The sequence below is a fragment of the Flavobacterium oreochromis genome (assembly GCF_019565455.1).
GTDB classification, from domain to species: Bacteria; Bacteroidota; Bacteroidia; order Flavobacteriales; family Flavobacteriaceae; genus Flavobacterium; species Flavobacterium oreochromis.
Genome location: NZ_CP067377.1, coordinates 396,132 through 416,566, shown reverse-complemented (window position 1 = coordinate 416,566; position 20,435 = coordinate 396,132). Strand labels below are relative to the sequence as shown.

16 protein-coding genes, 2 pseudogenes and 1 riboswitch are annotated in these 20,435 nt (G+C 35.1%); all 18 genes and pseudogenes read left to right on the top strand.

What is annotated here, in order from left to right; all coding sequences use genetic code 11:
• Positions 1–152: 152 nt before the first annotated feature.
• Positions 153–848 (top strand): phosphoadenylyl-sulfate reductase, encoded by a 696-nt coding sequence (locus tag JJC03_RS02045; protein ID WP_235873892.1) that lies wholly within the window; start codon positions 153–155, stop codon positions 846–848.
• A gap of 114 nt (positions 849–962) precedes the next feature.
• Positions 963–1,868 (top strand): sulfate adenylyltransferase subunit CysD, encoded by a 906-nt coding sequence (cysD, locus tag JJC03_RS02040; protein WP_235873891.1) that lies wholly within the window; start codon positions 963–965, stop codon positions 1,866–1,868.
• An 80-nt stretch (positions 1,869–1,948) separates the two neighbouring features.
• Complete coding sequence (locus JJC03_RS02035) at positions 1,949–3,181, top strand: sulfate adenylyltransferase subunit 1 (RefSeq protein ID WP_235874325.1); 1,233 nt, start codon at positions 1,949–1,951, stop codon at positions 3,179–3,181.
• Between the two features lies 1 nt (position 3,182).
• Positions 3,183–3,998, top strand: coding sequence for a serine O-acetyltransferase EpsC (epsC, locus tag JJC03_RS02030; protein WP_235873890.1), 816 nt, complete (start codon positions 3,183–3,185; stop codon positions 3,996–3,998).
• A gap of 122 nt (positions 3,999–4,120) precedes the next feature.
• Positions 4,121–5,028: pseudogene (gene cysK / locus JJC03_RS02025) on the top strand (cysteine synthase A).
• A 113-nt stretch (positions 5,029–5,141) separates the two neighbouring features.
• The gene (gene cobA, locus JJC03_RS02020) at positions 5,142–5,996 is read left to right on the top strand and encodes a uroporphyrinogen-III C-methyltransferase (RefSeq protein WP_258932095.1); all 855 of its coding nucleotides are present in this window, start codon (positions 5,142–5,144) and stop codon (positions 5,994–5,996) included.
• Entirely contained in the window at positions 5,986–6,204 is a 219-nt protein-coding gene (locus JJC03_RS02015; protein ID WP_235873889.1) for a hypothetical protein, read from the top strand. Before cobA ends, JJC03_RS02015 begins: the two co-directional genes overlap by 11 nt.
• A gap of 91 nt (positions 6,205–6,295) precedes the next feature.
• A pseudogene (locus JJC03_RS17205) lies at positions 6,296–7,120 on the top strand (flavodoxin domain-containing protein); the annotation flags it as partial.
• A 102-nt stretch (positions 7,121–7,222) separates the two neighbouring features.
• A complete protein-coding gene (locus tag JJC03_RS17200) occupies positions 7,223–7,654 on the top strand; it encodes a flavodoxin domain-containing protein (RefSeq protein WP_258932573.1) in 432 nt (143 codons plus the stop codon).
• 53 nt (positions 7,655–7,707) lie between these two features.
• Positions 7,708–9,351: an NADPH-dependent assimilatory sulfite reductase hemoprotein subunit gene (locus tag JJC03_RS02005; protein WP_235873887.1), complete on the top strand. Its 1,644-nt coding sequence runs from the start codon at positions 7,708–7,710 to the stop codon at positions 9,349–9,351.
• 213 nt (positions 9,352–9,564) lie between these two features.
• Entirely contained in the window at positions 9,565–10,284 is a 720-nt protein-coding gene (locus tag JJC03_RS02000; RefSeq protein WP_235874323.1) for a DUF2490 domain-containing protein, read from the top strand.
• Between the two features lie 5 nt (positions 10,285–10,289).
• The gene (locus tag JJC03_RS17195) at positions 10,290–10,901 is read left to right on the top strand and encodes a precorrin-2 dehydrogenase/sirohydrochlorin ferrochelatase family protein (RefSeq protein ID WP_258932093.1); all 612 of its coding nucleotides are present in this window, start codon (positions 10,290–10,292) and stop codon (positions 10,899–10,901) included.
• Between the two features lie 29 nt (positions 10,902–10,930).
• Positions 10,931–11,767, top strand: coding sequence for a sulfite exporter TauE/SafE family protein (locus JJC03_RS17190; RefSeq protein ID WP_258932092.1), 837 nt, complete (start codon positions 10,931–10,933; stop codon positions 11,765–11,767).
• A 404-nt stretch (positions 11,768–12,171) separates the two neighbouring features.
• Positions 12,172–13,167, top strand: coding sequence for an alpha/beta fold hydrolase (locus tag JJC03_RS01990; protein WP_235873886.1), 996 nt, complete (start codon positions 12,172–12,174; stop codon positions 13,165–13,167).
• Positions 13,155–15,572: a bifunctional aspartate kinase/homoserine dehydrogenase I gene (thrA, locus tag JJC03_RS01985; RefSeq protein WP_235873885.1), complete on the top strand. Its 2,418-nt coding sequence runs from the start codon at positions 13,155–13,157 to the stop codon at positions 15,570–15,572. Before JJC03_RS01990 ends, thrA begins: the two co-directional genes overlap by 13 nt.
• 135 nt (positions 15,573–15,707) lie before the next feature.
• A riboswitch (SAM riboswitch) is annotated at positions 15,708–15,812 on the top strand.
• A gap of 64 nt (positions 15,813–15,876) precedes the next feature.
• A complete protein-coding gene (locus JJC03_RS01980; RefSeq protein WP_235873884.1) occupies positions 15,877–16,863 on the top strand; it encodes a homocysteine S-methyltransferase family protein in 987 nt (328 codons plus the stop codon).
• Positions 16,864–16,890: 27 nt separating this feature from the next.
• On the top strand, positions 16,891–17,256 hold the full coding sequence (locus JJC03_RS01975; RefSeq protein WP_235873883.1) for a four helix bundle protein: 366 nt from the start codon (positions 16,891–16,893) through the stop codon (positions 17,254–17,256).
• Positions 17,246–20,407, top strand: a complete 3,162-nt coding sequence (locus JJC03_RS01970) for a vitamin B12 dependent-methionine synthase activation domain-containing protein (protein WP_258932571.1) — start codon at positions 17,246–17,248, stop codon at positions 20,405–20,407. Before JJC03_RS01975 ends, JJC03_RS01970 begins: the two co-directional genes overlap by 11 nt.
• Positions 20,408–20,435 lie beyond the last annotated feature (28 nt).

Sequence of the window (20,435 nt, the reverse complement as noted above, 5' to 3'; positions counted from 1 at the left end):
ATAATAATAAAATTTAACGCAAATACTGCTTCTTGCTGTTGTTGTTGCCAACTTCGGTGGGAGGACTGTATTGTGTAAATTAATCTTTGGTTGTATTTATAATTGTGCGGGCCTCTTGAATTTCAAGAGGTCCTTTTATTTTAAAAAACGTTATGACAGAACAAATAAAAAACTTTTTAAACTATTCAAATGACTTAGGTGAAAGCCTTCGTTTTTTAAGTGAAAATTTTACAGGTAAGATTGTTTTTTCGACCAGTTTCGGTATCGAAGATCAAGTAATCACAAATGAAATTTTTACCCATAAAATCAAAAATATCGAGGTATTTACTTTAGATACAGGAAGGTTGTTTACAGAAACGTATGCGGTTTGGGATAAAACCACTTTGCAATATGGAAACAAAATAAAAGCGTATTATCCTGAAGCTTCTGCAATAGAGAATTATGTAAATGAAAATGGGATTAACGGATTTTATGCTAGTGTTGAAAATAGAAAACAATGTTGTCATATTCGTAAAGTAGCCCCTTTAAACCGTGCTTTAGAAGGAGCAAATCTATGGATAACAGGGCTTCGTGCAGAACAATCACAAAACCGTCAAAACGTGCAATTAGTTGAATGGGATCAACATCTAAAGCTATACAAATACAACCCATTGCTCCACTGGACACTCGATGAAGTAGTGAATTATTTAAAACAAAATGGAGTTCCTTACAATACGCTACACGACAAAGGATATGTAAGTATAGGTTGTGCACCTTGTACCAGAGCCATCAAAGAAGGAGAAGATTTTAGAGCAGGTCGATGGTGGTGGGAAGATCAATCAAAAAAAGAATGCGGATTACATAAATAAGAATGTTAGAAATTGGTTTCAAGTTTCAAGTTGTTGGATGAAAATTATAAATAACAACTAATATGTATAAACCTGAAACTTGAAACGAAAAAAACTTGAAACAAATAAAAAAATATGAGCAATACTACAGATTACTTAGAACAATTAGAAAACGAAGCCATTTACATACTTCGTGAAACAGCAGCACAGTTTGAAAAACCAGCCTTGTTATTTTCGGGAGGAAAAGATTCTATTGTATTAATTCATTTAGCCTTAAAAGCCTTTCGTCCAGGGAAATTTCCTTTCCCATTAGTACATATCGATACAGGACATAACTTTCCTGAAGCTTTAGAATTCCGTGATAAGTTGGTAACACAAATTGGAGAAAAACTAATTGTAGGAAGTGTAGAAGATAGTATCAAAAAATACAACTTGAAAGAAACTGCGGGTCGTTTTCCTTCTCGCAATGCTTTACAAACCTACAGTTTATTAGATACCATTCAAGAAAATGAATTTGATGCTTGTATAGGAGGTGCTAGACGTGATGAAGAAAAAGCAAGAGCAAAAGAAAGAATATTTTCTGTAAGAGATGATTTCGGGGCTTGGGATCCTAAATTGCAAAGACCCGAATTATGGAATATCTTAAATGGAAAAATCCAAAAAGGACACAACGTGAGAGTTTTCCCCATTAGCAACTGGACGGAATTAGATGTATGGAATTACATCAAGAAATATAATATCGAGTTACCAAGTTTATATTTTGCCCACGACAGAGAGTGTATTGTCCACCAGGACAAATTGGTGGCAACTTCAGCATTCATTCAGCCACAAGAAGGAGACCAAGTGGTGATAGAAAAAGTGCGTTACAGAACCGTAGGAGATATGACGTGTACCGCAGCAGTTCCTTCACACGCAGCAACGATTGACGATATTATAGAAGATATCATTCAAACGAGAATCAGCGAAAGAGGACAAACAAGACTAGACGACCAACTTTCTGAAGCCGCAATGGAAGACAGAAAAAAACAAGGATATTTTTAAAGTTAGAATTTAGAAACTAGAATTTAAAAGAAGAAGGAAACTTGAAACCTGAAACTTTTGAACTTGAAATAAAAAATAAAATGAACACATTACGATTTATAACAGCAGGAAATGTAGATGACGGTAAAAGTACTTTAATAGGAAGACTTTTATATGATTCTGACAGCATACATACAGACCAATTAGGAGTTTTACAAAAACAAACCAAACAAGAAGGAGTTGATATCGATTTGTCTTTAATCACAGACGGACTTCGTGCCGAAAGAGAGCAAGGAATCACGATTGATGTAGCGTATAAATATTTTTCAACCTCAAAAAGAAAATTTATTATCGCTGATGCACCTGGACACGAGCAGTATACCCGCAATATGATTACAGGAGCTTCAAATTCTGATTTAATCATCATTTTAGTAGATGCTCGCAAAGGAATAACCGAACAAACAAGACGTCACGCTAGCATTGGTTCTTTAATGGGAATTAAAAAAGCAATTATTGCCATCAACAAAATTGACTTGTTGAATTATTCCGAAGAGACTTTTACTAAAATTCAAGCCGATTTTGAGCAAATTAAATCAGAGTTACATTATAACGAAATTATCTACATCCCTGTAAGTGCATTGGTTGGAGATAACGTCGTAAACACTTCTGAAAATACACCGTGGTATAACGGAAAATCAATCTTAGAAACCTTAGAAAGTGTTGCAATTGAATCTACCGATGATTTACCTTCTCGTTTTCAAGTGCAATGGGTTATCCGTCCAAAAGATGAAGCCAACCACGATTATAGAGGCTATGCAGGACCCGTATTGAGCGGTAACTATAAAGTAGGAGATAAGGTAAAAGTATTTCCAGCCAATATTGAAACCACAATCACAAAGATTGAAAAAAATCAAAAGGAAGTAGAACAAGTCTTTGCAGGCGACAATGTGGTATTGCATTTTGATAATAATATAGATATAAGTCGGGGTGATACTATCGTTTTAAATAATCAACTGCCTAGAGAAGCCAACCAAATTGATACGTGGGTGTCTTGGTTAGATAACTCCGATTTGCAAGTAGGAAAAACCTATTTACTTCAACATAGATTCAAAACCGTTCGTGTAAAAATCCAACAAGTAAATAGAAAATGGAATGTTAATGAGTGGCAATTTACTGAGGCAGATACAGTAAAATTAAACGACATCGCTCAAATCAATCTACGTACTAACCAATATTTGTTTTTTGATTCATTTACTCAAAATTCAAAATCGGGGAACGCTATTTTAATAGATGAAACGACTAATAATACCGTTGGGGCTTTAATGTTTTTATAAGATGTCATACTCAATTTACATTAAGAATCAAGAAAGAGCAAAAAACCCCATCAACAAAAATCAAGTTGAAAGATGGGTAGATGATTTAATCAATTGGTTGTTTGATATCAATCAGGAATACAACAACTATCGCTTCTTTCAAAATAAAGAAAAGTTGCTTCAAATAAAATTGCAAGATATACTCGCAAAAACGGTTGAAGATACCAATCAAATTGTGGTGTATGCCAACTTTTTCTTCGAACAAATAGAAGATTTACATTACGTTCTTTTAAATGATTTAGAAACGATTGTCAATTTTGACCCAGCGGCAAAATCTAAAGAAGAGGTTTTGGTTGCTTATCCAGGATTTTTTGCCATCACGGCGTATAGAATTGCTAACGTGTTTTGGAAACTAAACGTACCCGTAATTCCTAGAGTGATTTCTGAATATGTGCACAGTCGAACAGGAATTGATATCCATCCAGGTGCAGAAATAGGAGAAAATTTCTTTATTGATCACGGAACTGGAATAGTAATAGGTGAAACCACAAGAATAGGCAAAAATGTAAAAATCTATCAAGGAGTAACACTAGGTGCATTATCAGTTTCAAAAGAAGCTGCAACTGCACAAAGACATCCAACCATAGAAGACAATGTAACTATTTATGCTAATGCAACCATTTTAGGAGGAAAAACTACAATTGGAGCAAATTCGGTGATTGGAGGCAATGTTTGGTTAACCCATTCGGTACCTGAAAACTCTTTGGTCTATCACAAAAGCGAAATAGAAATCAAATCAAAAAGCGAGTTCCCAGAGCCGCTTAATTATGTGATTTAGTGAGTTTAGTAAAAAGTGATTAGTAATTAGTGAAAAGGTAAACGGAAAACTTGAAACTTGAAACAAATAAAATGAAAATGGTTTAAACAAAACTTTAAACCTTAAACTTTAAACTTAAAAAGATGAAAACAAATAATATCTTAGATACCATAGGAAATACTCCAGTAGTAAAAATTAATAAATTATACGGAAACAAAAACGTATTTATCAAATTAGAAAGAACAAATCCAGGAAACAGTATCAAAGATCGTATTGCTTTAGCAATGATTGAAGATGCAGAAGCAAAAGGATTATTAAAACCAGACAGCGTAATTATAGAGCCTACCTCTGGAAATACGGGGATAGGTTTAGCATTAGTAGCTGCTGTAAAAGGATATAAAGTAATCCTTGTAATGCCAGAATCAATGAGTGTAGAAAGACGTAAGTTGATGGAAATTTACGGTGCCGAATTTGATCTAACTCCTCGTGAAAAAGGGATGAAAGGAGCCATCGAACGTGCTGCCGAACTAGTATCGCAAACGCCAAATGCTTGGTCGCCTTCACAATTTGCTAACCAAGCCAATGTTGAAGTACACAAAAGAACAACTGCTCAAGAAATTCTAGCCGATTTCCCTGATGGATTAGATTACATCATCACAGGTGTTGGAACAGGCGGACATATTACTGGGGTAGCTTCAGTACTAAAAGAAAAATATCCAAACCTTAAAGTAATAGCGGTAGAACCAGAATTATCACCCGTATTAAGCGGTGGTAGTCCGTCACCACACCCATTACAAGGGATTGGAGCAGGTTTTGTACCAGAAATTTACCAAGCTGGTTTAATCGATGAGGTTATTCAAGTAAGCAAAGATGATGCTTTTGAATACGCCAGAAATATCGCTAAAAAGAAGGGATTTTGGTAGGGATTTCCACGGGTGCTTCCTTAGCTGCAGTAGCAAAAAAAGCGGCAACTTTACCTGACGATGCCACTATCTTAACCTTTAACTACGATACTGGAGAGCGATACCTTTCAATCGAAGGATTGTTTTAATTCATTTAGACCTAACAGGTTTTCAAAATCTGTTAGGTCTGTAATAGAGAGATTAGTTTAATCAATAAAATTTAGCCAAAACCTAACAGGTTTAACTCTCAATCGGGTCAAAAATGGCTCGACAGGGACAACTCATACCTAAAACAATGGAAAGAAGTATAAAAAATAGAGGAAAAGTAATTTTAGCAGGTGCAGGACCAGGTGATCCTGAACTGATTAGTTTAAAAGCTTTGAAATACTTACAAAAAGCAGATGTAGTCTTGACTGACCGACTAGTATCGCCTGAACTTATTGAGGAATATGCACGCAAAGATGCCGAAATTGTGTATGTGGGTAAACAATGTTCTAAAGGAGTTTGGACACCACAGCAAGATATCAACGAACTAATTGTTCTTTTTGCACAACAAGGAAAATTAGTACTTCGCCTTAAAGGAGGAGATTCTACTCTGTTTTCAAATATTTTAGACGAATTACAAGTACTAGTTGAAAATGAAATTCCATACGAAATTGTTCCAGGGATTTCGGCTGCCTTTGGCGCTGCGGCTTATACAGGAATGCCATTAACGGCTCGTGGCTATTCTCGCGGACTCCGCTTTCTTACCTTGTATGAGTTGGAACACGTAGAAAGTCAACAATGGACCGATTGGGCAACCACAAATGACACACTCGTTTTTTATATGAGTGGTCAAAAACTAAATGTTTTAGCTCAAAAGTTAATGGAACAAAATATTGACCCTGAAAAAGGAGTTGCGGTCATCCAACAAGCGACTACACCTAATCAAAAAACTAATGTTTTTTCGTTTAAAGATATATTGAATAATACACTACCACAATTTGCTTATGTACCCACTTTAATTGTAGTAGGAAGTGTAGTGAATTTACACCAACAATATGCTTGGTTCGAAGAAAAAACAATCACTGAATCTTATTTCGATAATCATAAAACTATCTATCAAAATGCTATCTGAAACTAAAAACAATTTACTCCAACAATTGGTGCAAAATGCAACCAATGAAGAGCTTATCTATGCTAAAGGATTTTTGGCAGGTTATTTAGCCAAAAACTTCGGAATCAAGACAGCTGGAGCAGTACCTACAAATCAAAACGCATTGGCAGCTGTAGCCGTTAAACCCTTAATTGTATATGGGACCGAAACAGGAAATTCAAAAAAGTAGCTTCGCAAATCCAAGCCACTTTCAAAAAGAATAAAATTCAAGCTAAAAGTGTTGATGTAGCACAATTTGATATAGCAAAACTAAAAAAGAAACTCTAGTTTTATTTGTAGTAAGTACCCAAGGCGAAGGAGAATTTCCTCAAAACGCCGTTGGTTTTTACGAAGCATTAAAAGCCTCCACAGAAAAATTAGATACGGTATCTTTTGCCGTTTTTGGATTAGGAGATTCCTCATACCCATTGTTTTGTAATGCAGGGGTGTTATTAGATGAGGTTTTAGCCGAAAAAGGTGCAAAACGCTTACTTCCTTTAGTAAAAGCGGATGTAGATTATGCGAGTTTAATCCCTACTTGGGAAGCTGATTTACAAAATGCTTTTGGGGCTGCTACAACTTCAATACTAGCGGAAGTGAAATCAACGGTTGCAACAACATCGCACAAACAAAATTTTACGGGACAAATTTCGCATAAAATTGTGTTGAATGATAAAGGTTCGAATAAAGAAACCTATCATATTGAAATCACACCTAATGAAGAAGTTATTTACGAACCAGGCGATGCTTTAGGATTAATTCCGAAAAACAATGAAGTGGAATTGCTAGCTATTGCAGGACATTTTGGTGTAACCGATACGACTTTACTTCAAAATAAAAACATTCGTGGGTTATCTAAAAAATCATTAGAAGCTATCGGGAAAGTTTTAGAAATAGCGATTGAAGAAGATAAAGCCGATTTAGTGGATGTACTTAAAAAGTACCAACCTAAAAACGGAAAATTAGAAGATGTAGTAGCTATTTTACATCCTATTGCACCTCGTTTATATTCAATTTCATCAGCACACAAAGCACACGATGGTCAAGTACATTTAACAGTCAATTTGAATTCTTTTAAAGTGGGTGACCAAATAAAAACGGGATTAACTTCTCAGTTTTTAGCCGATTTTCCTTTGGATACCAACTATGATTTCTATATCCATAAAAACAACAACTTCCGTTTACCTGCAGAAGATACCGATGTGATTATGATAGGACCAGGTACAGGAATTGCTCCTTTCAGAAGTTTCTTGGCACACCGTGATGCAACAGGCACCGAAGGTAAAAACTGGTTATTCTTTGGAGAACAACATTTTGCCTTAGACTTCTATTACCAGACCGAGGTTCAGGAATGGTTAACCACAGGAGTATTAACCAAATTAAGTACGGCATTTTCTAGAGATCAAGAACGTAAAATTTACGTCCAAGATCGTATCAAAGAAAATGCAAGTCAGTTTAATGAATGGTTAGAAAACGGAGCTTCTATCTATATCTGCGGACAAAAAGACCCAATGAGCAAAGATGTTGAAAACACCATTATTGAAGTAATCGCTTCCCAAAGAAACATCTCAGTAGAAAAAGCAAAAGAAGTGTTAGACCAATTAGAAGAACAAGGAAAATATCAAAAAGACGTGTATTAATAGGATACCTGACAGGTTTTAAAAACCTGTCAGGTGTAAACAACAGTAAAAAAATGAGCGAGAAATTATCACCAGTAGAATATATAAAAATCAATAGCGACGGATTAAGAGGAACGCTAAAAGAAAGTATCGATATCGATAACCACACCGGAAATGTACGACCAGACGATGAAACATTAGTAAAGTTTCACGGAATGTATGTGCAAGACGATAGGGACAGACGTGCGGAAAGAGCTGCTAAAAAATTAGACAAATTATATTCCTTTATGATTCGTTTGCGCATTCCAGGCGGTGCGATCAATGCCGAAAAATGGATAGCACTACACAATATATCGGAACAATACGGAACAGGAACTTTAAAAATTACTACCCGTCAAACCGTACAGTTACACGGATTATTAAAACACGAATTACGTCCGACCATTCAAGGATTTAACTTGGCACAGTTGGATTCTATTGCTGCGTGTGGTGACGTAAACCGTAACGTAATTGCTAGTTCTCACCCGCAATTATCTCCATTACACGCCCAAATCCACGCCTATGCCGATAAAATTTCAACGCTATTGTTGCCTAAAACACAAGCCTATTATGAAGTATTTATCGATGGAGAAAAAATTTACGAACGCTCCGCAGAAGCCGATCCGTTATATGAAAACAGATACTTGCCACGTAAATTCAAAATTGCCATTGCGATTCCGCCTAGTAACGATGTCGATTTATTTACCAATGACTTGGGTTTAATTGCCATTATTGAAAATAATGAATTAAAAGGATTTAATATCGTAGTGGGTGGCGGATTAGGAACTACACACGGAAATGCGTCGACTTATCCGCGATTAGGAGATGTTTTAGGATTTACAGATACCGAAGAAAAAACTCTTAAAGCTGTGTATGAAGTGCTTACAGTACAACGTGATTTTGGAAACCGAGTAGAAAGAAAATTATCTCGTTTGAAATATACCGTTGATAAAATGACGGTAGAAGGTTTCAAAGCCGAATTAGAAAAACGTATCGGATTCCAATTAGAGCCAGCGCGATCTTACAAGTTTACTGAGCGTAATGATCGTTATGGTTGGGAGCAAAGCGCAGACAAGCAATGGTATTATACCCTTTTTGTAGAGCACGGAGTGGTAAAACCAGAACAAAAAGCTTTCTTGTTTGAATTGGCAGAACTAAACGTAAGCAACTTCATTTTTACAGGAAATCAAAACCTGATTTTAGGAGAAATTTTAGAAGCTAACAAAGTTAAAGTAGAAGCCTTATTAGAAAAATATGAAATCGAAAAAAACGTAAGTAATATTCGTAAAAGCTCAATGGCGTGTGTGGCAATGCCTACGTGTCCATTAGCATTAGCCGAAGCACAACGTTATTTACCTGTTTTAGTAACTAAAATAGAACCACTTTTGGCTAAACACGGATTGTCAGAAGAGGAATTAACCATCCGTATGACGGGTTGTCCTAACGGTTGTGGTCGTCCGTATGTAGCTGAACTAGGATTTATTGGTACAGGACCAGAACAATATAATTTTATGTTAGGAGGCGATCGTTATGGCTTACGATTAAATAAGCTATACAAAGAAAAACAAACCGAAGCTCAAATTTTAGAAGAAATAGATGTGCTATTAGGTCGCTATACGCAAGAAAAACAAGAAGGTGAAACTTTTGGCGATTATACGAATCGAGTGATAGTAAATTAGTTTTTCAGGAGGCTGTCCAAAAAGTAAAAATTAACACACAGTTTGTCACTCCGACGCAAGGAGGAGTCTCATAATTAGTATTATGTGATTTCTCCCTTTGGTCGAAATGACAAGATTGCGAACTTTTAGGACAGTCTCTAAATAAAACAAAGACTTCGTGAAACTTTGAGAAAAAACTTTGTGTGACTTCGTGTAACAAAAAATGAAAAAAATATCATCCTACTGTATCTAATAACATTATCAATACAAGCGCAAAAGAAAATAGATTATCAACAATTAATTTGGTACGGCTATTATAATCAGTTAAAAATTAATTCGAATTGGACAGTATTTAGCGAAATTCAAGAAAGACATTTTATTCAACCTTTTGCCCAACACCAATTGGTTTTTAGAGCCAATGTAGAGCGGAAACTAGTTGAGAATATTAATGGCTCTGTAGGAATGACATATTTTTTACAAAGCCCTAATAATCCTGAAGCTACAAGTAAATTAATAGTTCCAGAATTGCGACCAGACATAGGCTTCTCCTCAAAGAAAAAATACAAAGGATTTGGAGTAAATCATCGGTATAAGTTAGAAGCACGATTTTTTCATCAAACTGATGGGGACGAATTAAGAGGAGGATTTGTATTTTCAAACCTCCGATTTAGATACCTGTTAGGCTTCGATTTTCCTTTAGTTACAAAAGCCGATAAAGAGGTATTGGTTTTTAAGTTGAAAGACGAAGTTATGTTTAATACAGGTGGGAGTATTGTAAAAAATGTTTTCGACCAAAATAGGATATATGCAGCACTAAATTATAGAATAAATAAAGATTTTGCCGTTGAAGCAGGTTATATGAATTGGTTTCAACAAAAAAATACAGGAGACGAATTTTATGATAGAGATATTATTCGTTTTTCTGTTTATCACAACATCGATTTAAGTAAATAAGAATTATGGATAGTAATACACTTTTTCCCATTTTTTTAAAAACAGAAAGTAAGCGATTCCTTATTGTAGGAGGTGGTAATGTGGCACTTGAAAAAACCGAAACCTTACTACGTCAAAATCCTACTATTTCTATTAAGCTAGTAGGGAAAGAAATTTTTGATACCACATTGGCAAAAATTAAAAACGAACCTTCAGTACAATATGAAGAACGAGCTTTTGAAGAATCAGATTTAGAAAATATTGATTTTGTAATTGTCACGACAAATGATAAAGAAGTAAATGAAATAATTAAGAAGCTTGCTAACCAAAGACAAATTTTAGTCAATGCAGCAGACCAACCTGAATTATGTGACTTTTATTTAGGCTCAATAGTAAATAAAGGAAATATGAAAATTGCGATTTCTACCAATGGGAAATCGCCTGTGTTAGCCCGAAGAATGCGAGAGTTTTTTACAGATGTGATTCCTGATTCTATTGAAGAAAATTTAGATAGTTTGAATGTCTTACGCGATTCTATTAAAGGTGATTTTCAACAAAAGTTAGAACTGCTAAACCAAGCTACTGAAGCACTCGATCCTAAAAAGAGAAAAAAGCAAAAAAGAAATACCAACGTTTAGCTTTTCAATTGTCGATAGTGTTTTTTGCCGTGTTTTTAGGTTACGGATTTTCTGGTATTGTGTCTATTCACCAAATGATTTCATTTACAAGCGAAATTCCTAGTGCTTTTTATATTATGTTAGCAGTAGGTTTTTTTGCCCAACTGGTAGATGGAGCAGTAGGTTTAGGTTACGGTCTAACTTGTTCTACGAGTATGATGTTATTCGGAATCAGTCCCAAAGCCATAAGTGGGAGCATTCATACAGCAGAAATGTTTTCGAGTGGTATTAGTGGGTTTTCTCACTACCGATTTGGTAATGTTAATAAAAAACTGTTATTCTGGTTGGCTGTGCCAGGAGTTGTAGGGGCTATAGGTGGTGCTTTATTGTTAGTGTACTTAGGTGACAAATACGAAAAAGAAACCTATTTGTTATTATCCATTTATACTTTAATAATGGGAATTAACTTATTCCGATTGGCTTTACGTAGAAAATCAATTGTGCGTAAGAAAAGTGTAGCAACAGGGTTTTTAGGATTTTCAGGTGGATTTTTAGATTCCTTTGGTGGTGGTGGTTGGGGGCCTATCGTAACTTCTACTTTATTGTCCTTAGGGAAAAAGTCGAAATATGTTATAGGAACTGTGAGTATGGCAGAGTTTTTTGTTACTCTTGCAGCATCCATCACCTTTTTTATTTCTATAGGAGTAAGTCATTGGTTTATTATTGCGGGATTAATAATTGGAGGTTCTATTGCTGCACCTTTGGCTGCTAAGTTAGTGGGTAAAGTGCCTCAGCGTAAAGCTTTATTTCTGGTGGCGCTATTGGTAACTATTTGGAGTATTAAAACAATGATATCTAAAGCTCATATATTGGATTATTTTGTTTAAATATATCAAATTCAAAAAGTTGAATAAAATATTTTCTAAAAAATGCTCTTTCTGAGTTTTTTATTCTGCTTTAAAGATTTGTGATGGTTTAATATTTTGCTTTAACTTCATTTTTATAGTAAAATTTAGAAAAATAATCTAAAAATTTTATTTTAAAAGAAATTAATTCTAGTTTTGTTACCGTTGAAATCAGCTAGATGTTGCTAAAATAGATATAAGAAAATGATAAAAAATAGAGTGATAGTTATGATGAGAACTTTGATGGGTATGCTTATGTGTGCCTCGGAACGCTATTGCCAAAATCAATCGAGTTAATTTTTTAATAACTTAATAGTTGAGCCCTTTTGGTAATATGCCGAAAGGGTTTTTTTATTGGAATTTATAAAACTTCTTTAGTCAAAAATATGAATGATTGCTATCAAATAGACTTGTTTAATTTCAAGTTGTCTTCAGGGAAAATACTTCCTTTTTTACCGCTACTGTATCAATCTTTTGGACAAAGAATAGGAACAGCTCCAGTGGTTTTGATTAATCACGCCTTGACAGGAAATTCTAATGTTGCTGGTGAGGTAGGTTGGTGGAAACAATTGGTGGGATTTAATCAAACTATCGATTTGAATGCCTTTTCGGTAATCGCTTTCAATATTCCAGGGAATGGATATAATGGAAGTCCTTTAGTAGATAATTATCAGGATTTTACAACACAAGATATAGCTCGAATTTTTTGGGAAGGCTTATTTACTTTAGGAATTAATGAGTTGTTTGCCGTGGTTGGTGGAAGTTTAGGCGGAGGAATTGCTTGGGAAATGGCTTTTTTACAACCTAAAGCTATTCAATTTCTAATTCCAATTGCGTCTAATTGGAAAGCAAACGATTGGCTCATTGCAAATGTTTTGGTTCAAGAAAATATTTTAAATAACTCTTCATCTCCTATTAAAGATGCACGTGCACACGCTATGTTACTCTATCGAACACCTGAATCTTTAAATCAAAAATTTGAAAATGCAAAAGTTTCAGAAGATGAATATAAAGTCGAAAACTGGTTAAACTATCACGGAGAAACATTGAAAAATCGCTTTCAATTGAAATCGTATTTATTGATGAATCATTTGCTTAAAACGATTGGTGAAAATTTGTCAATGCAGGATATGGAAGCCTTTTTGGAAACCACAACCGCTCAAATTTGTCAGGTGTGTATTGGATCCGATTATCTATTTACAGCTAATGATAACAGAGAATTACATAATAAATTTTCAAAGCAATACAAAAAAATGCAATTGTTCGAGATGCAATCCATTCACGGGCACGATGCTTTTTTGATGGAATATGAACAACTCAACACAATTTTAAAATCAATTTTTACAAACACAACAAAAGAAATAGAATTATGCAAATCTTAAAGTTTGGAGGGAAATCCCTCAGTAATGGTTCAGGAATAGAACAAGTAGTGGCAATCATCGCTAAGAAATATTTTGCCAATCAAAAAATAGCAGTAGTTGTATCAGCACGTGCTAATGCCACCGATGAGTTGATTCAAATTTTGGAAGTAGCCAAACAAGGAAGTGATTATTCAAAATTATGGAATGCTTTTAAGGTATATCAAGTAGCTGGTAGTCAATTAAACTTCGAAAATGATTTTGAAGTATTAGAAAAATTATTTGAGGGGGTTCGTTTATTGACTGATTATAGTGATAAAGTTAAAGATTTGATTCTTTCCTATGGAGAAATACTTTCAGCTAAATATCTAACAAATTTATTGATTCAAAAAGGTATTCAAGCTGAATTTGTTGATGCTCGTGAGGTAATTGTTACCGATGATACTTTCGGGAATGCACAACCTATCGATGTGATTTCACGTGCAAAAGTACAGGAACGTTTTGCTGAAAATGATGAGGGAGTTAAAATAGTAACAGGTTTTATTGGTGCGACTCAAAAAGGAGAAACCACCACTTTAGGACGCAACGGAAGTAATTTTACAGCTTCTTTATTGGCGAATTATTTAACTGTAGAGGAATTTCAAAACTACACTCACGTGGATGGGATTTATACAGCAGATCCTAATTTGGTAAGCGATGCACAGAAAATAAAATCCTTGTCATTTGCTGAAGCGAATGAATTGGCAAATTTTGGAGCCACCATATTACACGCCAAGACGATTATTCCTTTGGTAGAGAAGAAAATCCCGTTGCGAATCTTGAATACTTTTAATCCTGATAATGAGGGAACACTTATTACTGCCGAACAAACTTCGGAAGGAATAAAATCGTTAACTGTTTTGAATGAGGTAGCTTTAGTGAATTTTGAAGGAAGAGGTTTATTAGGGAAAGTTGGAGTCGATGCCCGAATTTTTAAAACTTTAGCAGCTAATCAAATTAGCGTGAGTATTATTTCGCAAGGGTCTTCGGAAAGAGGGATTGGTGTGGTGGTGAGTGCAAGTCGTTCGCAAGATGCGCTGGAATGTCTCAAGAAAGAATTTGAAAATGATTTTTATTCAAAAGATGTGAGTTCAATTTCAGTGCGTGAAGATATAGCGGTAATTTCCATCATTGGTCAGGATTTGAGTACCTTTCATAAACCCTATTCATCCTTAATTAAAAACAAAATTGTTCCAATACTTTTTAATAATACGACGACTGGTAAAAATGTGAGTTTGGTTATTGAAAAGGCAGAACTCAAACGGGCTTTGAATGTAATTCACGGGGAAATTTTTGGAGCTTTAAAAAAAGTAAACATCGCTGTTTTTGGTCACGGAACTGTGGGAGGGACTTTAATTAACCAAATTTTAGATTCTAAATCTAATATTGAAAAACGAAAAGGAATCAAGTTAAATGTTTTTGCAATTTCTAATTCACGTACAGCGATAGTAAATAGAAACGGAATTGGAAACAATTGGAAGCAATTAATCAATGAAAGTACCGCTTCTTTTAGTATTAATGAAGTAATTTCTTTTGCAAAAGAAAATCATTTAGAAAACTTAATAGTGGTTGATAATACAGCAAATAAAGAATTTGTGTTACATTATGAAACTTTTATAAAAAATGGTTTTGATGTGGTTTCTTCTAACAAAGTGGCTAATACGTTGTCGTATGATTTTTATAAAAAACTTAGAAAAATATTGCAAGAAAATCAAAAGAATTACTTGTATGAAACCAATGTGGGTGCGGGATTGCCACTTATTGATACAATTAAATTACTGCATTTATCTGGGGAAAACATCACTAAAATAAAAGGAGTGTTTTCTGGTACGTTGAGTTATATTTTTAATCATTTTTCGGTAGAAGATATAAAATTCAGTGCGGTTTTAAGTGAAGCGATGGCTAATGGCTATACAGAACCTGATCCGCGTGAAGATTTATGTGGAAATGATGTAGCTAGAAAGTTGTTAATCTTAGCTCGTGAGTTGGATTTACAAAATGAATTTGAAGAAATATCCATTCAAAATTTGATTCCAGAGACTTTACGTGAAATAACCACAACCGAGTTTTTAAATAGTCTGGAAAAATTGGACGACTATTATCAGTCAACTAAAGATTCACAGGAAAAAGGAAATGTCCTGCGTTATGTTGGGGAGTTGTCTGGCGATTTACAACAAGATAAAGGAGTTTTGGAAGTGAAATTAGTGTCTGTACCCGAAAACTCGGCTTTAGGACAATTAAAAGGTTCCGATTCTATTTTTGAAATCTATACCGAGTCATACGGAGAACGTCCCATAGTGATTCAAGGCGCTGGAGCAGGGGCAGAAGTAACTGCTCGAGGAGTTTTTGGGGATATTTTGCGCTTGGCAGATAAAGGAGATTTGTTTTAGAGATAGAATTTAAAACTAGTAAATAATGTTTTTGTAGATTTTATTTAATTTTAAATATTGCTTTTTAGAATTATTTAGGAAAATTTTTATGCAAGCATAATTCTTAATATTTTTGCAGAGTTCATAAGTTTATTGTTGTTATCACGAAAGCGGGAGGGAATAGACCCTGTGAACGCTTAGCAACCCTACACTTGTAGAAGGTGCTGCATTCTACCTCGCCATAGGCGGGAAAGATAACCCAGAGTATAACTCTCCTTTCTGATAACATATGTTTTTTTATGACCTTAGTTTAAGGTGTTTTTTTATGTCCAATATTCAAGAAATTTTAAAAGAAAGAATCCTTGTTCTAGACGGAGCAATGGGTACAATGTTGCAACGATACAAATTCGAGGAAGAAGATTTTAGAGGTGAACGCTTCAAAGATTTTCCACATCCGCTTAAGGGGAATAATGATTTATTGTCTATTACCCAACCTGAAGCCGTGAAAGAAGTGCATCGTTTGTATTTTCAAGCGGGTGCCGATATAGTGGAAACGAATACCTTTTCTGGAACAACCATTGGTATGGCCGATTATCATATGGAAGATTTGGTTTACGAACTAAATTACCAATCGGCGAAAATTGCTCGCGAAGTAGCTGATGAGTTTACTGATAAACATCGATTTGTTGCAGGTTCAATTGGACCAACAAATCGTACGGCTTCTATGTCACCCGATGTAAATGATCCAGGGTATAGAGCCGTAACTTTTGATGACTTGAAAATAGCCTATCGTCAGCAAGTGGAGGCGTTGATAGATGGAGGTGCTGATATTCTTTTGGTGGAAACTATTTTTGATACACTAAATGCGAAAGCAGCTTTGTTTGCTATTGAGGAGGTTAAAGAAGAAAGAGGATTGGATACTCCAGTAATGGTTTCGGGTACGATTACAGATGCTTCAGGAAGAACACTTTCTGGTCAAACCGTAGAAGCATTTCTGATTTCTATAGCTCACATCCCTTTGTTAAGCGTAGGTTTTAATTGTGCTTTAGGAGCCGATCAGTTAAAGCCTTACCTAAAAAGATTAGCGCATAATACCCAATTGAATGTTTCAGCACATCCTAATGCGGGTTTACCCAATGCATTTGGACAATATGATGAAACACCGGAACAAACACAAAAGTTGATTAGAGAATATTTAGAAGAAAATTTAGTCAATATTATAGGAGGTTGTTGCGGAACAACACCAGAACATATCAAATTAATCGCTGAAGTAGCAGCAGAATTCAAACCAAGAATGGTTGTTGATTGTTAGTTTTTGGTTATTAGATAATAAAATATTATGAAATATACAGATTTAGAAGTTTGGATTGAAGCTAGAAAATTGACAAATATTGTTTATGATATGACTAAAGTGTTTCCAAAAGAAGAACTCTACAGTTTAACTAATCAAATTAGAAGAAGTGCTGTCTCAATCCCTTCAAATATTGCAGAAGGCTGTGGAAGACAATCTTCTAAAGAGACAATTTACTTTTTACATATTTCTAGAGGTTCATTATATGAATTAGAAACTCAATTTTATTTAGCATTAGATCAAAAATATATTTCAAAATTAGATTTTGAAGTAATTTCAAAGCAAGTTGAAACTTGTAAAAAATTAATAAATGGATTTATCAATTATTATAAAAAATTTGATTATGAGTTTTGATAAGACCAGCAACCAAAAACCAATAACCAAAATCCGATTACAACTTTCAGGATTAGAGCCTCTATTTGTTAATGAAGAATCTATTTTCGTTAATGTAGGCGAACGTACCAATGTAACGGGTTCACGTAAATTCCTTCGATTAATTAAAGAAGAAAAATACGATGAAGCACTCGATATTGCTCGTGCTCAAGTTGAAGGCGGAGCACAAATCATTGACGTGAATATGGATGAAGGAATGTTAGATGGTGTTTATGCTATGACTAAATTCCTAAATCTTATTGCAGCAGAACCAGATATAGCTCGTGTTCCTGTTATGATTGATAGTTCCAAATGGGAAATTATCGAGGCAGGTCTTAAAGTGATTCAAGGGAAAGGTGTAGTGAATTCTATTTCTTTGAAAGAAGGAGAAGAAACATTCATACATCACGCAAAATTGATTAAACGCTATGGTGCTGCTGTTATTGTAATGGCATTTGATGAGGTTGGGCAGGCAGATACTTATGAACGTCGAATAGAAATTTGTAAGCGTTCTTATGATGTTTTAGTTCAAAAAGTAGGCTTTCCAGCTGAAGACATCATCTTTGATCCCAATATTTTTCCAGTAGCCACAGGGATGGAAGAGCATCGTCGTAATGCAATAGATTTCTTTTTAGCTACAAAATGGATCCGTGAAAACTTACCGTATGCCAATATTTCGGGTGGTGTAAGTAATGTGTCGTTCTCGTTTAGAGGAAATGATAAAGTTCGGGAGGCGATGCATTCTGCCTTTTTATACCACGCAATCAATCACGGAATGACAATGGGAATCGTAAATCCAGAAATGCTGGAGATTTACGACGAAATTGACAAAGAATTATTAGAATATGTAGAAGACGTACTTCTTGACAGACGTGATGATGCTACCGAAAGATTGTTGGCATTTGCCGAAAATTTAAAAGGAGATGTAAAATCTAATGAAAAAGCTGTAGCCGAGTGGCGTAATGGTTCAGTTCAAGAACGTTTAACGCATTCTCTGGTGAAAGGATTAGACGAATTTATTGAAATAGATGTTGAAGAAGCACGCCAACAAGTTGCTCGACCTATTGAAGTAATCGAAAACCACTTAATGAACGGAATGAATGTCGTTGGAGATTTATTCGGAAGCGGGAAGATGTTCTTGCCACAAGTGGTAAAATCCGCTCGTGTAATGAAAAAAGCGGTAGCTTATCTTTTACCTTACATAGAAGCCTCAAAACGCCCCCCAGCCCCCAAAGGGGGAGTTAAAACCGCACAACATTGGCAAACTGCAAATCCATACAATTATGGATTGTTAAAGCAATTTGCTAAAGAAATGAGAAATAAACCTACAGAAGCAGAAAAGGTTTTATGGCAAGCTTTGTCTGGTAAACAATTAGAAGGCTTTAAATTTAGAAGACAACATATTATAGGAGATTATATAGCCGATTTTGTTTGTTTAAAAGAAAATTTAATCATTGAAGTTGATGGTTTGATTCATCAATTACCTGATAAAATTGTGAGAGATGAAGAACGAACGAATTGGTTAAGGTCTGAAGGCTATCACGTAATTCGATTTACTAATGAAGAGGTTTTATTTCAATTGGATAAAGTTCTCAAAGAAATTCACGCATCGTTAATAGCTCCCCCTTCGGGGGGCGGGGGGGCTGGAAAAGTCTTGATGGCAACTGTAAAAGGGGATGTACACGATATTGGTAAAAATATTGTTTCGGTGGTTTTAGCGTGTAACAATTTTGAAATTATCGATTTAGGGGTAATGGTGCCACCTGAAAAAATTATAGAAACAGCTGTAAAAGAAAATGTTGATATCATTGGATTAAGCGGATTAATTACTCCTTCGTTAGACGAGATGGTTTATTTGGCTAAAGAATTAGATAAATTGAATATCAAAATTCCAGTAATGATTGGTGGAGCAACAACTTCGCGTGCGCATACTGCCGTGAAAATTGCACCCGAATATCAATCGACGGTTGTTCACGTGAATGATGCATCGAGAGCAGTGACAGTGGCGTCTAATTTATTGCAAGAGGAAGTTAAAGAGGAGTTTGCTAAATCGTTACGTGCCGAATATGATAATTTACGCGAAGGGTATTTGAGTAGAGGAAGAGAGAAAAACTTTTTGTCTATAGCTGATGCTCGTAAAAATAAATTCCAAATTGACTGGAATAATTACCAACCTTTAAAACCAAATTTTACAGGAGTGAAACAAGTTGATGTTGATTTAGATGTGTTAGTGCCTTATATCGACTGGACACCATTCTTTCAATCTTGGGAATTGTATGGTAAATATCCAGCTATTTTAACAGATGAAGTAGTTGGTGAACAAGCAACTAATTTGTTTTTAGATGCTCAAAATATGTTGGAAAAAATAATTTCCGAAAAATGGTTTTCAGCCAAAGGGATTTTAGGAATTTTTCCTGCGAATACAGTCAATGATGATGATATTGAGGTTTTAGAAACAACAAACAACAAACAACAAACAACAAACTTCTTAACTCTTCGACAACAATCCCAAAAAACAGCTGGTGCACCTAATATTGCTTTAGCCGATTTTGTGGCTCCAAAAGAAACAGGTATCCAAGATTATATGGGGTGTTTTTGTGTGACAACAGGTTTTGGTGTAGATGAAAAAGCAAAAGAATACGAAACCAATTTGGATGATTATAATTCAATTTTGGTAAAAGCTTTGGGTGACCGTTTTGCAGAAGCTTTTGCTGAATATTTGCACGAAAGAGTGCGTAAAGAAATTTGGGGTTATGCTTCAGATGAAAATTTGACCAATGAAGAATTAATCAAAGAAACCTATAAAGGAATTCGACCAGCGCCTGGTTATCCTGCTTGTCCAGACCATCTTGAAAAACCAACAATTTGGAAGTTATTAGATGTAGAAAATCAAATAGGAGTAAAGCTTACTGAAAGTATGGCTATGTGGCCAGCCGCTTCCGTTTCTGGGTATTATTTTGCCAATCCTCAAAGTAAATATTTCGGACTAGGAAAAATAAAACAAGACCAAGTAGAAGATTACGCAAAAAGAAGAAATATAAGTATAGAAAAAGCGACTAAGTGGCTTGCCCCCTCCATCTCCCCGAAGGGGGAGGGAAGTAGCCTTGTGAATAAAAGCCTATTGACCCCCTAATAGGAGTTCCCCCTTTGGGGGATAGGGG

Excerpts from the sequence above, each read along its gene's own strand:
- JJC03_RS02045 (WP_235873892.1), top strand. The coding sequence starts at position 153 with ATGACAGAACAAATAAAAAACTTTTTAAACTATTCAAATGACTTAGGT.
- cysD (WP_235873891.1), top strand. The coding sequence starts at position 963 with ATGAGCAATACTACAGATTACTTAGAACAATTAGAAAACGAAGCCATT.
- JJC03_RS02035 (WP_235874325.1), top strand. The coding sequence starts at position 1,949 with ATGAACACATTACGATTTATAACAGCAGGAAATGTAGATGACGGTAAA.
- epsC (WP_235873890.1), top strand. The coding sequence starts at position 3,183 with ATGTCATACTCAATTTACATTAAGAATCAAGAAAGAGCAAAAAACCCC.
- cobA (WP_258932095.1), top strand. The coding sequence starts at position 5,142 with ATGGCTCGACAGGGACAACTCATACCTAAAACAATGGAAAGAAGTATA.
- JJC03_RS02015 (WP_235873889.1), top strand. The coding sequence starts at position 5,986 with ATGCTATCTGAAACTAAAAACAATTTACTCCAACAATTGGTGCAAAAT.
- JJC03_RS17200 (WP_258932573.1), top strand. The coding sequence starts at position 7,223 with ATGATAGGACCAGGTACAGGAATTGCTCCTTTCAGAAGTTTCTTGGCA.
- JJC03_RS02005 (WP_235873887.1), top strand. The coding sequence starts at position 7,708 with ATGAGCGAGAAATTATCACCAGTAGAATATATAAAAATCAATAGCGAC.
- JJC03_RS17195 (WP_258932093.1), top strand. The coding sequence starts at position 10,290 with ATGGATAGTAATACACTTTTTCCCATTTTTTTAAAAACAGAAAGTAAG.
- JJC03_RS01990 (WP_235873886.1), top strand. The coding sequence starts at position 12,172 with ATGAATGATTGCTATCAAATAGACTTGTTTAATTTCAAGTTGTCTTCA.
- thrA (WP_235873885.1), top strand. The coding sequence starts at position 13,155 with ATGCAAATCTTAAAGTTTGGAGGGAAATCCCTCAGTAATGGTTCAGGA.
- JJC03_RS01980 (WP_235873884.1), top strand. The coding sequence starts at position 15,877 with ATGTCCAATATTCAAGAAATTTTAAAAGAAAGAATCCTTGTTCTAGAC.
- JJC03_RS01975 (WP_235873883.1), top strand. The coding sequence starts at position 16,891 with ATGAAATATACAGATTTAGAAGTTTGGATTGAAGCTAGAAAATTGACA.
- JJC03_RS01970 (WP_258932571.1), top strand. The coding sequence starts at position 17,246 with ATGAGTTTTGATAAGACCAGCAACCAAAAACCAATAACCAAAATCCGA.